The following is a 12,541-nucleotide window of genomic DNA, read 5'->3' as shown; positions in this document are numbered from 1 at the left end:
AGCCCGACCGGTCAGGCGAGCTCGGGCAGCGCGGCTCGCGCCTCGGCCGAGCTCGCCCCGGTCGCCGTCAGCAGGTCGACGACGAGCGGGCGGAGGATGACCAGCAGCGTCTTCTCCGCCAGCCGCGCCTCGGGGATCAGCGCCTGCGGGTCGAGGGTCGTCGCGAGCAGCACGAGGTCCTGACGCGCGAGCGCGAGCACCGCGGGCTCGGTGACGGCCCGGCCGAGCAGGGCGATCCCCGGGCCGAAGTCCGCGACGACGTCGGCGAGCGCCGGCCGCGGCACGGCGTCGCCGACCAGGAAGTCGGTGCGCCGCGCGACGATGCGGAGGTTGCGCGTCGCGAGGTCGAGCGCGGCGAGCATCGTGCGCTGCCGCTCCAGCTCGGCGCGGTGCCGCCGGACGAACGGCGAGATCCGCGCGACGCCGATCGCCGAGTCGAGGGCGGCCGTCCAACCGTCGATCACCGGCTGCGTGCCGCGGACGCGCTCCAGCGCCGCCGCGGAGGCCGCCTGGTCGCCTCGGCGGAGCGCGTCGGCGAGCGCGTCGATCGTCTCCGCCAGTGCCGACACCAGCCGCCGCGCCTCGGCGCGCGCCGCCCGGAGCGGGTTGCGCGGCACGATCGCGGTGCACAGCAGCGCGGCGAGTCCGCCGACCAGCCCGTCGAGGCTCCGGGTGAACACTCCCCCGTCGGGCGCGGGCAGGATCATCACCAGCATCGCCTGCGTGCCGGCCGCGACGGCGAAGCCGGGGGACGGCGAGAGCGCCCGCCCCACGGTGAAGACGATCCCGAGCACGACGGCCAGCTGCCAGACGCCGGTGCCCCAGAGCAGCAGCAGCACCTCGCTCGCGGTGATCCCGATCAGCATGCCGATCGCGGTCTCGGCGACCTGCTTCGGCCGGGTGTCGCGCGCGATGCCCAGGCTCGAGATGGTCGCCGTCAGCGACAGCACCGGGGCGGGGTGCCCGAAGACGAAGCGCGAGACGGAGTAGGCGAGGATCGCCGCGAGGACGATCTGCAGCACCGCGGGCAGCGACGCCACGGCGCGCGCGACGCCCCGGCCGGGCCGGACGTCGTCGAGGCGGACGAGCGCCCGGATCCGCGCAGCCGCCCGGTCCCGCCGAGCGGGTCCTGCGGCCACCACGGCGTGGCCTACCTGGTCGCTGCCCCGAGGCGGGGCAGGCGGGGCACTCCCGCCTCGGCGCCGGCGCCCGGCGGCACGACGACCTCCTGGGCGGCGGAGACGCGGATCTCGCCGGCCAGCACGGTGAGCTCGAGGTCGACGGGGACCGAGCGCTTGACGACGGCGAGGGCGATCGGGCCCTCCTCGTAGTGCCAGGCGCTCGCGGTGACGGTGCCGACCTCGACCGGCTCGCCGCCCTTGAGCGCCGTGACGACGTCGCCGTGGCCGGGCAGCGCCGAGTCGGAGCCGTCGAGCTGCAGCAGCACGAGGCGGCGGGGCGGGTGGCCGAGGTTGTGCACCTTGGCGACCGTCTCCTGCCCGCGGTAGCAGCCCTTGGCCAGGTGCACCGAGGAGCGGAGCAGGTCCAGCTCGTGCGGGATCGAGCGGTCGTCGACCTCGGTCGCGTGCCGCGGGCGCCAGGCGGCGATGCGGAGCGCCTCGAGGGCGTCGGAGCCGGCGAGCGCCACGCCCGCCGCGCGGGCCCGGGCCTCGAGCCCGTCGAGCGCCGCGCGCGGCACGAGGGTCTCGCGGGCGGTCCAGCCGGCCGCGGGATGCGTGGGAGCGGTGGCGTACTGCCAGCCGCCGGGCTGGACCTGCGCCCACGGGTCGAGCCAGCTGATGCCGGACTCCCCCGCTTGCTGGAGGGCGAGCGCGGTCGCAGGGCCGTCGCCGAGGGTCGCGAGGGTTGCGAACTCGGCGGTCCGGTCGGCGATCTCGACGCGGAGCATGAAGCGCATCCGATCGAGCCAGGCCGCGAGCCCCGGCGTCTCGTCGCGGTCGAGGAGGAGCCAGGCGGTCTCGCCGTCGTCGACGACTCGGATGAGGTGCTCGATCCGGCCGGACGGGTCCAGCAGCAGGGTCTCGGCCGAGTCTCCGGGGGCGAGGCGGGCGAGCGCCTGGCTGGTCAGCGAGTCGAGCCAGGTGAGGCGGTCCGGGCCGGTGACGGTGACGACGCCGCGGCCCGAGAGGTCGACGATCGCGGTGCCCGCGGCGAGCGCCCGCTGCTCGCGGAACGGCTCGCCGTAGTGAGCGGCGACGCCGGGCTCGGCCGCACTGGTCCCGACGACGGCGCCCGAGACCGACAGGAGCGGGGAGATCGGCAGGCGCTCCGAGGACGCGGTCTCATTCGACACGGGCGAGCCTTCCGGAGGAGTGGGTGCGGAGCCCCTGGCCGAGCGCGGCGATGTCCCAGGCCCAGAGCAGGTGGTCGTCGACGAGGCCGTAGAGGCGGGTGGCGGCCGCGTAGTCCTTCGCGGCGGCGGTGCGCATGACGGCGTCGGTCGCGAGGTCGATCCGCGGGCCCTTGACCTGGCCGAGGTACAGCTCGCTGACGCCGTCGGGGTGCACCAGCGACACCTCGATGTCGAATCCGCCCGCGCCGTTGCGCAGCGTCTCGACCGACTCGGCGTCGGGGAACGCGGGCGCACCGCGGCCCGGCAGCATGGCGGGACCGGCGTCGGCGTCGGTGAGCGGGCGGCTGAGCCGCCAGTAGCCCATCTCGCTCACGAGCGGCCGGTGGCCCACCTCGCTGTCGTCCTCGAGCAGCCAGGTGTACGAGCTGTAGTTGAGGTAGGGCAGGCCGTCGTAGCTGAAGCTCACGCGGTGGCCGAACTCGGCCTGCACGGAGTCGTCGCCGACGGCGTAGTCGATGACACCCGATCCCTCCCAGACGCCGAGCAGCCAGGAGAGCGGGACGAGTTCGGGCGGGAGGCCCGAGGGGAGGGAGATCAAACCTGCTCCGGCGGCGGCTAGCGCTGGCCGCGGTAGAGCTTGTAGACGACCACGCCGGAGACCCACGCGATCGCGAGGGAGGCGAGCCCGAGCAGTCCGAGATAGAAGAGTTCGAGGGCGAGAAGCATGACCCCATCCTATCCGGCGGCACCGACGCGACGGGGTGGAGGAGGCCCGATCAGAGCGAGGTGAGGGCGGCGATGCCGCTGGCGACCGCGACGACGACCATCGCGCCGACGACGCTCGTCATCGTGCGCACCAGATAGCCGTCCGCCTTCGCCACGGCGAGCTGGACGGCGAAGGTCGCGAGGACGCAGCCGCCGAAGGTCAGCGCCAGCCAGAGCTGCTGCGAGACGGCCGGGGCGATCACCAGGGTGACGACGGAGCCGAGGAGCGCGAGCACCCAGACCGCTGCCACTCCCGCGCGATCCCTGCCCATCCCTCAATTGTGCCCCAGGGAATCGGCCTCTCCGACCCGCCGCTAGTATTGCCGGAGACCAATCCTGGAGGATCCGTGGCGCAGTTGTTGATACTGACCTCAGCCGGTGGCTCGGAGGTCCTCCCCGCACTGGGCCTGCTCAGCCACAAGACCCGGCAGATCCCGGCGGAGCCGGCGCACCTCGTGAACGCCCCGAGCTGCGACCTCATCTTCGTCGACGCCCGGCAGGACCTGGCCAGCGCGAAGTCGCTCTGCAAGATCCTGACCACCACCGGGATCAACGTCCCGCTCATCCTCATCCTCACCGAGGGCGGTCTCACCGCGGTCTCCGCGGACTGGGGCGTGAACGACGTCATCCTCGACTCTGCCGGCCCCGCCGAGGTCGACGCCCGCATCCGGCTGGTCATCGGCCGGCTCGCGCAGGAGCAGTCGACGTCGCGGATCCAGGCGTCCGGCGTCGTGATCGACGAGGCCAGCTACTCCGCGAAGGTGCACGGGCGCCCGCTCGACCTCACCTTCAAGGAGTTCGAGCTGCTGCGGTTCTTCGCGACGCACCCGTCGCGCGTCTTCACCCGCGAGCAGCTGCTCAGCGAGGTCTGGGGGTACGACTACTTCGGCGGCACCCGCACGGTCGACGTGCACGTGCGGCGCCTGCGCGCCAAGCTCGGCGATCTGGAATCGCTCATCGGGACGGTCCGCAACGTCGGATACCGCTTCAACGTGTACGAAGAGGACAATGAACGAGTCGCTCAATCTCTCGGTTGAGAACCTGGCCGATCCCGCCGTCGCCGCGGGGCTCGAGCACCTGATCGGCCGGGCCGCCTGGTTCGACGGCCGGCCCCCGTTCAGCGATCAGACCCTGATCGACGCGCGGGCCGGGTCGCGCACGCTCGTCGTCGGCCTGCGCGCCGACGTCGTGGTGGCGGCCGCCGTGCTCGGCCAGGGCGAGCTCGAGTTCGTCGTCGACCCGGAGTGGCGCGGCGTCGGGTTCGGCCGCGCCGTCCTCGATCAGGTGCTCGCGAGCGGGCGCACCGGGCTCCTGGCCTGGGCGCACGGCGACCACCCGGCGGCCAGGGCCCTCGCCGCCTCGCACGACTTCGCGCCGGTGCGGACGCTGCTGCACCTCGCGCTCGATCCGCTCGTCGCCCCCGAGGTGAGCGTCCCCGAGGGCTTCGCGCTCTCCGACGGCCGCGACCTCGACCCGGCCGAGTGGGTCGCCCTCAACGCCCGGGTCTTCGCCGCGCACCCGGAGCAGGGCCGGATCACCGAGGACGACCTGGCCGCGCGCCGGGCCGAGCCCTGGTACGACGACGGGGACTTCCTCCTGCTCCGCGACGCCGACGGCGCGCTCGTCGGATACGACTGGCTGAAGATCGAGCCGGAGTCGACGACGGGCGAGATCTACGTCCTCGGCGTGGCCCCCGAGACCGCCGGTCGCGGGCTGGGGCGGACGCTCCTCGGGGCGGGACTCGCCCGGATGCTCGAGCGCGGCTGCACCGTCGCGGACCTCTACGTCGAGGCGGAGAACCGCTCCGCCGTGGCGCTGTACCGCTCGCTCGGCTTCACCGACGCGGCCGTCGACGTGCAGTACCTGCACCGCCGCCCCGCGGTGCGCTGAGCGGCGCACCGGCTCCGCGGCTCCTCCCCAGGGCGGGTTCACCCGGCATTCACCACGGGCGGCGCGGGCGCGTCCGGCGCGGTGCCAGGATGGTCGCATGGACGGCGACAACCTGATTCTCGAAGACGGCCTGAGCGACGAGCTCGACGACGACTTCGACGAGGAGGAGGAGGGTCACTCCGACCCCCTGCTCCCGGACGACCGCTACCTCGACCGCGAGCTGAGCTGGCTGGCGTTCAACCAGCGCGTGCTCGAGCTAGCCGAGGACCCGCTGGTCCCGGCGCTCGAGCGGGCCAACTTCCTCGCGATCTTCTCGTCCAACCTCGACGAGTTCTTCATGGTCCGCGTCGCCGGGCTGAAGCGCCGCATCCTCACCGGCCTCGCACTGCCCACCAACATCGGCCGGGTGCCGGTCGACGTGCTGACCGACATCTCCGAGAAGGCGCACCTGCTGCAGCAGCGGCACTCGCGCGCCTTCAAGGAGCTCGTCGAGCCGGCCCTCCGCGACGCCGGGATCGACATCGTCCGCTGGAGCGAGCTCAGCGACGCCGAGCGCGAGGTGCTCGACGACTACTTCTCGGCGCAGGTCTTCCCCGTGCTGATGCCGCTGGCCGTCGACCCGGCGCACCCGTTCCCCTACATCTCGGGGCTCTCGCTCAACCTCTCGGTGCGCGTGCGCAACCCGAAGACCCAGAAGACCGAGTTCGCCCGCCTCAAGGTGCCGCAGATGCTGCCGCGCTTCGTGCGGATCGCCGGCGTCGCCGCTCCCGGTGAGCCGATGCGCTTCATCTCGCTCGAGGACCTGATCGCGAACCAGCTCGACGACCTCTTCCCGGGCATGGAGATCCTCGACCACCACGTCTTCCGGGTCACCCGCAACGAGGACGTCGAGGTCGACGAGGACGAGACCGAGAACCTGATCAAGGCGCTCGAGAAGGAGCTCCTCCGCCGCCGGTTCGGCCCGCCCATCCGCCTCGAGGTGACCGACGACATGGACGACGAGACCCTCGGGCTCCTCGTCCGCGAGCTCGACATCACCACGCAGGAGGTCTACAAGCTCCCCGCGCCGCTCGACCTCGGTGGCCTGTTCAGCCTGCAGAAGATCGACCGACCGGACCTCAAGTACCCCAACCACGTCCCGACGACGGCCGTGCAGCTCTCGCCGAGCGAGCCGAACCAGCGCCAGGACATCTTCAAGGCGGTCTCGCGCGGCGACGTGCTGCTGCACCACCCCTACGAGTCCTTCGCGACGAGCGTCCAGGCGTTCCTCGAGCAGGCCGCGGCCGACCCCGACGTGCTGGCGATCAAGCAGACGCTGTACCGCACCTCGGGCGACTCCCCCATCGTCGAGGCGCTGATCGACGCCGCGGAGTCCGGCAAGCAGGTGCTCGCGCTCGTCGAGATCAAGGCGCGCTTCGACGAGAAGGCCAACATCTCGTGGGCCCGCAAGCTCGAGAAGGCCGGCGTCCACGTGGTCTACGGCCTCGTCGGGCTGAAGACCCACTGCAAGCTCGCGCTGGTCATCCGCCAGGAGAAGGGCGGAGTGCTGCGGCACTACTCCCACATCGGCACCGGCAACTACAACCCGAAGACCTCGCGGATCTACGAGGACCTCGGCCTCCTGACCGCCGACCCCGAGGTCGGCAAGGACCTCACCCGCCTCTTCAACGAGCTCTCCGGCTACGCGATCGAGAAGAAGTTCAAGCGCCTGCTGGTCGCGCCGCGCCACCTGCGCAAGGGACTGCTGAAGCGGATCGCGGCCGAGACCGAGTACGCCCGCGCCGGCCGCCCCTCGGGCATCCGGGTCAAGATGAACTCGATCGTGGACGAGTCCGTGATCGACGCGCTCTACCGGGCGAGCCAGGCCGGTGTGCCCGTGGACGTCTGGGTCCGCGGCATCTGCGGTCTGAAGCCCGGGCAGGAGGGACTCTCGGAGAACATCCGCGTCCGCTCCATCCTCGGGCGCTACCTCGAGCACTCCCGCATCTTCAGCTTCGTCAACGGCGGCGAGCCCGAGGTCTTCATCGGCAGCGCCGACATGATGCACCGCAACCTCGACCGCCGCGTCGAGGCGCTGGTGCGGATCGTCGAGCCCGCGCACCTCAGCGAGATCGCCGACATGTTCGACCGCGCGATGGACGAGAAGACGGCCTCCTGGTGGCTCGGCCCGGACGGGATCTGGACGCGGCACCACCTCGACGAGGACGGCGCACCCCTCTCCGATCTGCAGAACCGGCTGATGGCGCACATCACGCATCGCAAGCGCACGGCGACGCGGACCGGCTCCCGAGCCTCCACCCGCTGACGCCGTGACGGGGACCGTCTACGCGGCCGGCGCCGTGTGCTGGCGGATCATCGAGGGGCGTCTGCACGTCCTGGTGATCCACCGGCCGCACCGCAAGGACGTCAGCCTGCCCAAGGGGAAGGTCGATCCGGGCGAGTCGCTGCCGGAGACCGCGGTGCGCGAGATCCGCGAGGAGACCGGGTTCGCGGTCGCGCTCGGAGTGCCGCTCGGCACCGTGCAGTACGCGCTGCCGAACGGGCGACCGAAGACCGTGCACTACTGGGCGGCACGGGTGACCGAGAAGGCGGTGCTCGCCTCGGACTTCGTGCCGAACCGCGAGGTCGAGGCCCTCGAGTGGGTCACGATCAAGCGCGCCCGCAGCTACCTGACCTACCCGCACGACATCGAGATCGTCGACGAGTTCTCGCGGATCGTCTCGCGCGGCACCCACGACACCTTCGCGGTCGTGGTGCTCCGGCACGCGAAGGCGGTCCCCGCGTCCTCCTGGGACGGTCGCGACTCGACCCGGCGCCTCAACCGCCGCGGCGAGGAGGAGGCGGCCGCGGCCGGCCGCGCCGTCGCCGCGTGGCGGCCCCGCCGGCTGGTCTCGAGCACCGCGAAGCGCTGCCGCACCACGATCACTCCGCTCTCCGCGCTGCTCAAGCGGCCGGTCCGCCTCTCGGAGGACCTCAGCCAGGACGCGCACGAGCACGGCACCGCCGACGTCCGCTCCGTCGTCGGCAAGCGGGTCCGCGCGCGCAAGAGCGCCGTGCTCTGCAGCCACGGTCCGGTGATCCCCGAGATCCTGCGCGAGCTGGCACTGGCCACCGCGACCCCGATCGGCCCGTACCTCGAGGAGGCCTCCGACCTGCCGACCGGCGGCTTCGCGGTCGTGCACCTCTCGGTCGAGCACCCGGGCTCCGGCATCGTCGCGATCGAGACGCACGCACCGCTCGAGTGAGCCCGCGCGCGGGACGCAGACCTGCCGCGCGAATACTGCTCCTCCGCGCTCGGCGGCGCCTGAGGGCGGCCCGTCGTTCACCGCGCGTTCACCGAGCGGACGGGGCCAGGACACGACCCCTCCGTACTCTCGCTGGCGGGCCGCACCAAGCCCGTCCATCCCCCTGCTTTCCTACCCGAAAGGGATACTTGTGCGTTTCTCGCGTCTCGGCCAGGCGGCCGTCATCGCCGCCGTCGCAGCCATCACGCTGACCTCCTGTGCTGCCAACGAGGGGCCCGCCGCCACCGGCGACTCGTCCTCCTCCGGCTCCGCCAGCACCCTCGAGGGCACCCTCAACGGCATCGGCGCCTCCTCGCAGGGCTCCGCCCAGGAGGCCTGGGTCTCCGCCTTCCAGCAGGCGAACACCGGCGTCACCGTCAACTACTCCCCCGACGGCTCCGGCGCGGGCCGTGAGGCCTTCATCGCCGGCGGCGCCGACTTCGCCGGCTCGGACCGCGCGCTGAAGCTCGAGGAGCTCGACGGCTCCTTCGGCAAGTGCGCCGACGGCACCTCCGCCATCGACGTCCCGGCCTACATCTCGCCGATCGCGATCGTCTTCAACGTGGAGGGCCTCGACGAGCTGAACCTCGACGCCGCCACCATCGCGGGCATCTTCAAGGGCACCATCACCACCTGGAACGCCCCCGAGATCGCCGCGCTGAACCCCGACGCGACGCTCCCGTCCTCGAACATCACCGCCGTGCACCGCTCGGACGACTCGGGCACCACCGAGAACTTCGCCGCGTACCTCAACGCGACCGCGCCCACCGTGTGGGACGCCGAGCCCGACGGAGTCTGGCCCTACGAGGGCGGCGAGGCGGCCCAGGGCACCTCGGGCGTCATCGACACCGTCACCAACGGCCAGAACACCATCGGCTACGCCGACGCCTCGCGCGCCGGCAGCCTGGGCACCGCCAAGGTGAAGGTCGGCGACGACTTCGTCGCCTACTCGCCCGAGGCCGCTGCCGCGATCGTCGACGCGTCCCCCGAGGCGACCGACCGTCCCGAGAACGACATCGTCTACGAGATCGACTACGCCTCCGAGGAGTCCGGCGTCTACCCGGTCGTCCTGGTGAGCTACCTCATCGCCTGCCAGGAGTACCAGGACGCCGCGACGGGCGAGCTCGTCAAGGCGTACCTCGGCTACGTGACCAGCGAGGAGGGCCAGCAGGAGGCCGCCACCTCCGCCGGCGCCGCGCCGCTCTCGTCCGAGCTGTCGACCCAGGTCGCGACGGCCATCGAGTCGATCAAGTAACCTCCCCCTCATGACGCGGCCCCGGACCCCAGCCGGTCCGGGGCCGCGGCACGGCGCGGCCCCCACCCCCACACCGAACGCAGGGACACCCACATGACCACCGCAGAGCGGCCCGTCGGCGCCATCAAGGCGAAGCAGCGGCCCGCAGACCGGATCTTCTCCGGAACGGCAGTCGCCTCCGGCGCGCTGATCCTCGTCATCCTCGCCGCCGTCGCCCTCTTCCTGGTCGTCCAGTCGATCCCGGCTCTCACGGCGTCCCCCGACACGATCTCCGGCGGAGCGGGCTTCTGGTCCTACGTCGGCCCGCTCGTGTTCGGCACCGTCTACGCCGCCGGGCTCGCGATGGTGATCGCCGTCCCCATCGCGATCGGCATCGCGCTCTTCATCTCGCACTACGCCCCGCGCAAGCTCGCGCAGGGCCTCGGCTACGTGATCGACCTGCTGGCCGCCGTGCCGTCGGTCGTCTTCGGCCTCTGGGGCATCACGGTGCTCGCCCCCTTCGTCCAGCCGTTCTACGCGTTCCTCACGGACGCCTTCGGCTGGTTCCCGCTCTTCAACGGCCCGGTCTCCGGCACCGGCCGCACGATCCTCACCGTCGCCCTCGTGCTCGCGGTCATGATCCTGCCGATCGTCACGGCGATCTCGCGCGAGGTGTTCCTCCAGACGCCGACGCTGCACGAGGAGGCCGCGCTCGCCCTGGGCGCGACCCGCTGGGAGATGGTCCGCACGGCGGTCCTGCCCTTCGGCCGCCCCGGCATCATCTCCGCGTCGATGCTCGGCCTCGGCCGCGCACTCGGCGAGACGATGGCGGTCGCCATCGTGCTCTCGCCGTCCTTCGTCGTGAACTTCGCGCTGCTGCAGTCGACGAACTCGAACACCGTCGCCGCGAACATCGCGCTGAGCTTCCCCGAGGCCTACGGCCTGAAGGTCAACGAGCTCGTCGCCTCCGGCCTGATGCTCTTCGTCATCACGCTGCTCGTCAACATGCTCGCGCGCTACATCATCAACCGCCGCAAGGCCTTCTCGGGAGCGAACTGATGGTCACGATGACTCCGCCCCGCCAGCGCCGCGTCGAGGACGCGGTCCCTGCGCCGGTCAACACGCTCACCAGCGGCCAGCTGCCCAAGTGGGCGCCCGTCGCCCTCCTGGTCGGCAGCATCGCCGTGATGGCGCTCGTCTACGCCCTCCTCGCCGTCACCGGCACCACCCAGGGCTTCGACGTGGTCGGCACCGTCTTCTTCGGCGCCGTGCTCTACACGGTCGCCGTCTTCGTCCTCGCCCGCCTGGTCGAGGGCCCCCGCCGCGCCACCGACCGGGTCGTCACCACGCTGGTCACCGCCGCGTTCGTCGTCGCGCTGATCCCGCTGATCTCGCTGATGTACACCGCGGTCACCGCGGGCGCCGCGCGCTTCGACATCCTCTTCTTCACCTCCTCGATGCGCAACGTCGTCGGCGAGGGCGGCGGAGCGCTGCACGCGATCATGGGCACGCTGATCATCACGGCGCTGGCCGCGGTCATCTCGATCCCGATCGGCCTGATGACGGCCATCTACCTCGTCGAGTACGGCCGGGGCGCGCTCGCCCGCGGCATCACCTTCTTCGTCGACGTCATGACCGGCATCCCCTCGATCGTCGCCGGCCTCTTCGCTTATGCCCTGCTGGTGCTCCTCTTCGGCGACGGCATCCGGATGGGCTTCGGCGGCGCGATCGCGCTGTCGGTGCTGATGATCCCGGTCGTCGTGCGCTCCACCGAGGAGATGCTGCGCCTGGTCCCGAACGAGCTGCGCGAGGCGTCCTTCGCCCTCGGCGTGCCGAAGTGGCTGACCGTCGTGAAGATCGTCCTGCCGACCTCGATCGCCGGCATCGTCACGGGCGTCATGCTCTCGATCGCCCGCGTCATCGGCGAGACCGCCCCGCTGCTCATCGTCGCCGGGTTCACCCAGTCGATGAACTACAACCCGTTCGACGACCGGATGATGACCCTCCCGGTCTTCGTGTTCCGCCAGTACGCCGACCAGGGGGCCGACGCCGCCGCCTACATCGATCGGGCCTGGACCGGCGCGCTGGTCCTCATCCTGATCGTCATGCTGCTCAACCTGCTCGCTCGCCTGGTCGCGCGCATCTTCGCCCCCAAGCTCGGCCGCTAACCCTAAGGATCTCCGTTGTCCAAGCGCATCGAAGTCAACGACCTCAACGTCTACTACAGCAAGTTCCTCGCGGTCGAGGGAGTCGGTCTCACCATCGAGCCCCGCACCGTCACGGCGTTCATCGGCCCCTCCGGCTGCGGCAAGTCGACCTTCCTCCGCACGCTCAACCGCATGCACGAGGTCATCCCCGGCGCCTACGTCGACGGCGAGGTGCTGATCGACGGCAACAACCTCTACGGCCCGGGTGTCGACCCGGTGCTCGTGCGCCGCCAGGTGGGCATGGTCTTCCAGCGCCCCAACCCGTTCCCGACGATGTCCATCCGCGACAACGTGCTGGCCGGCGTCAAGCTCAACAACCGCCGCATCTCGAAGTCCGACGCGGACGACCTCGTCGAGAAGTCGCTGCAGGGCGCGAACCTCTGGAACGAGGTCAAGGACCGGCTCGAGAAGCCCGGCTCCGGCCTCTCCGGCGGCCAGCAGCAGCGGCTCTGCATCGCCCGCGCCATCGCCGTCTCCCCCGACGTGCTGCTGATGGACGAGCCGTGCTCGGCCCTCGACCCGATCTCGACCCTCGCGATCGAGGACCTGATCGAGGAGCTCAAGAACGAGTACACGATCGTGATCGTGACCCACAACATGCAGCAGGCCTCGCGCGTCTCGGACCGCACCGCGTTCTTCAACATCGCGGGCACCGGCAAGCCCGGCAAGCTCATCGAGTACGACGACACCGCCACGATCTTCTCGCGGCCGTCCGTCCAGGCGACCGAGGACTACGTCTCGGGCCGCTTCGGCTGAGCCTCCGGCCGGCACGCACGAGAGCCGCACTCCCCCGGGGGTGCGGCTCTTCTGCTGTCCGGGAGCCCGTGAGAGCCGCCTGCAGCCGGCG

At 71.5% G+C, this 12,541-nt stretch carries 12 protein-coding genes; 8 read left to right on the top strand and 4 right to left on the bottom strand.

Annotation, left to right across the window (positions count from 1 at the left end):
* Positions 1 to 11: 11 nt before the first annotated feature.
* The 4 genes from MT355_RS04740 to MT355_RS04725 all read right to left on the bottom strand — a co-directional run bounded on the left by MT355_RS04740 (position 12) and on the right by MT355_RS04725 (position 3,351).
* Complete coding sequence (locus MT355_RS04740) at positions 12 to 1,142, bottom strand: aromatic acid exporter family protein (protein ID WP_132435963.1); 1,131 nt, start codon at positions 1,140 to 1,142, stop codon at positions 12 to 14.
* A gap of 8 nt (positions 1,143 to 1,150) precedes the next feature.
* Positions 1,151 to 2,314, bottom strand: coding sequence for a folate-binding protein YgfZ (locus MT355_RS04735; RefSeq protein WP_374204638.1), 1,164 nt, complete (start codon positions 2,312 to 2,314; stop codon positions 1,151 to 1,153).
* Positions 2,304 to 2,912: an FABP family protein gene (locus MT355_RS04730; RefSeq protein WP_123702239.1), complete on the bottom strand. Its 609-nt coding sequence runs from the start codon at positions 2,910 to 2,912 to the stop codon at positions 2,304 to 2,306. The genes MT355_RS04735 and MT355_RS04730 overlap by 11 nt, the downstream gene beginning before the upstream one ends.
* A 178-nt stretch (positions 2,913 to 3,090) precedes the next feature.
* Positions 3,091 to 3,351 (bottom strand): hypothetical protein, encoded by a 261-nt coding sequence (locus tag MT355_RS04725; protein ID WP_133671854.1) that lies wholly within the window; start codon positions 3,349 to 3,351, stop codon positions 3,091 to 3,093.
* A 75-nt stretch (positions 3,352 to 3,426) separates the two neighbouring features.
* Here MT355_RS04725 and MT355_RS04720 point away from each other — a divergent pair, with 75 nt between their 5' ends.
* From MT355_RS04720 to pstB, 8 genes are all read left to right on the top strand, one after another.
* On the top strand, positions 3,427 to 4,116 hold the full coding sequence (locus MT355_RS04720) for a winged helix-turn-helix domain-containing protein (protein WP_123445147.1): 690 nt from the start codon (positions 3,427 to 3,429) through the stop codon (positions 4,114 to 4,116).
* The gene (mshD, locus tag MT355_RS04715; RefSeq protein ID WP_243598733.1) at positions 4,088 to 4,969 is read left to right on the top strand and encodes a mycothiol synthase; all 882 of its coding nucleotides are present in this window, start codon (positions 4,088 to 4,090) and stop codon (positions 4,967 to 4,969) included. The genes MT355_RS04720 and mshD overlap by 29 nt, the downstream gene beginning before the upstream one ends.
* A gap of 97 nt (positions 4,970 to 5,066) precedes the next feature.
* Complete coding sequence (locus tag MT355_RS04710) at positions 5,067 to 7,274, top strand: RNA degradosome polyphosphate kinase (RefSeq protein ID WP_243598732.1); 2,208 nt, start codon at positions 5,067 to 5,069, stop codon at positions 7,272 to 7,274.
* 4 nt (positions 7,275 to 7,278) lie between these two features.
* Complete coding sequence (locus MT355_RS04705; protein ID WP_243598731.1) at positions 7,279 to 8,214, top strand: NUDIX domain-containing protein; 936 nt, start codon at positions 7,279 to 7,281, stop codon at positions 8,212 to 8,214.
* Between the two features lie 190 nt (positions 8,215 to 8,404).
* Positions 8,405 to 9,508: a phosphate ABC transporter substrate-binding protein PstS gene (locus tag MT355_RS04700; protein WP_243598730.1), complete on the top strand. Its 1,104-nt coding sequence runs from the start codon at positions 8,405 to 8,407 to the stop codon at positions 9,506 to 9,508.
* A 93-nt stretch (positions 9,509 to 9,601) separates the two neighbouring features.
* Positions 9,602 to 10,546: a phosphate ABC transporter permease subunit PstC gene (gene pstC, locus MT355_RS04695; RefSeq protein WP_123445142.1), complete on the top strand. Its 945-nt coding sequence runs from the start codon at positions 9,602 to 9,604 to the stop codon at positions 10,544 to 10,546.
* Positions 10,546 to 11,655 (top strand): phosphate ABC transporter permease PstA, encoded by a 1,110-nt coding sequence (gene pstA / locus MT355_RS04690; protein ID WP_374204637.1) that lies wholly within the window; start codon positions 10,546 to 10,548, stop codon positions 11,653 to 11,655. Before pstC ends, pstA begins: the two co-directional genes overlap by 1 nt.
* Positions 11,656 to 11,670: 15 nt before the next feature.
* The gene (gene pstB, locus MT355_RS04685; RefSeq protein ID WP_132435969.1) at positions 11,671 to 12,450 is read left to right on the top strand and encodes a phosphate ABC transporter ATP-binding protein PstB; all 780 of its coding nucleotides are present in this window, start codon (positions 11,671 to 11,673) and stop codon (positions 12,448 to 12,450) included.
* Positions 12,451 to 12,541 lie beyond the last annotated feature (91 nt).

Source organism: Rathayibacter sp. VKM Ac-2929 (assembly GCF_022815495.1).
Taxonomy (GTDB): Bacteria; Actinomycetota; Actinomycetes; order Actinomycetales; family Microbacteriaceae; genus Rathayibacter; species Rathayibacter festucae.
This window is presented reverse-complemented; position numbering and strand designations above follow the sequence as displayed.

Bases quoted from the DNA above. Each gene is read 5' to 3' on its own strand.
- pstA (WP_374204637.1), top strand. From the start codon at position 10,546: ATGGTCACGATGACTCCGCCCCGCCAGCGCCGCGTCGAGGACGCGGTC.
- pstC (WP_123445142.1), top strand. From the start codon at position 9,602: ATGACCACCGCAGAGCGGCCCGTCGGCGCCATCAAGGCGAAGCAGCGG.
- MT355_RS04725 (WP_133671854.1), bottom strand. From the start codon at position 3,351: ATGGGCAGGGATCGCGCGGGAGTGGCAGCGGTCTGGGTGCTCGCGCTC.
- MT355_RS04710 (WP_243598732.1), top strand. From the start codon at position 5,067: ATGGACGGCGACAACCTGATTCTCGAAGACGGCCTGAGCGACGAGCTC.
- mshD (WP_243598733.1), top strand. From the start codon at position 4,088: ATGAACGAGTCGCTCAATCTCTCGGTTGAGAACCTGGCCGATCCCGCC.